General features: G+C 59.4%; 1 protein-coding gene. It reads left to right on the top strand.

What is annotated here, in order from left to right; all coding sequences use genetic code 11:
* Positions 1-441, top strand: a 441-nt coding sequence (locus AC630_RS43210; RefSeq protein WP_208867124.1) for an enoyl-CoA hydratase/isomerase family protein, incomplete at its 5' end; no start/stop codon positions are given.
* Positions 442-762: the final 321 nt, after the last annotated feature.

Genomic DNA, 762 nt, shown 5'->3' with positions numbered 1-762 from the left:
AAGACGCAGATCGAACGATTTGCGACGGGAGAAACATCCGGACCAATAGCTTCGCTCAGGCACCAAATCGATGAATGGTTTGCCTATGACAGCCTGGAGGAGATTGTCGGTGCGCTGCGGAGGAGCGGCTCAGAGCCCGCTCTGTCGACGCTGAGAGCGCTAGGCGGAAAATCGCCGCGCGCCATGAAGGTGACGCTGAGATTGCTTCGGCTGGCGCGGCTATCGTCTTCGCTGGAGGAATGCCTGGTGCGCGAGTATCGCGCTGCGCTGGAAGCGTTCCGCACCGATGATTTCCGTGAGGGCGTCTGCGCGGCCGTGATCGACAAGGATCGCAAGCCAAAATGGTCTCCCGCCTTCATGGAAGATGTCACGCCAGAAATGATCGAGCCCTACTTCGCCGCAATCGGCGTCGACGAACTGACGTTCTCGAACGGAAAATGAAGCGCGCCAACTGGTGGGAGCTCTCGGCAGCCGTCGCATTCGCCGGACCGGCAATATGGGCGGATCGATCGCCGCGCGGCCGTAGCGAAGAGCGCGCGCATCGTCATCGCCACGTCGCCCGTTAGCTCGCGCATGATTTGTAGGATTGAAGACCTCGCGGGAGACACGACGGAAGATCGCCTGGAAGCCAAAGCGGCTTTTGGGAGAGGTGAACTCCACCTGAAGAAACTGGTTCAGCGGTCGTGGCGTTTCGCCGGAAAACAATCGGCGTCCAAACCGCATTCAACAGCCGAGTGACGACAGGAGTTACGTAAATGATTG

It is taken from the genome of Bradyrhizobium sp. AS23.2 (assembly GCF_001908185.1).
GTDB lineage: Bacteria > Pseudomonadota > Alphaproteobacteria > Rhizobiales > Xanthobacteraceae > Bradyrhizobium.
The sequence above is the reverse complement of the archived record's forward strand: the minus strand, read 5'-3'. Positions and strand labels throughout refer to the sequence as shown.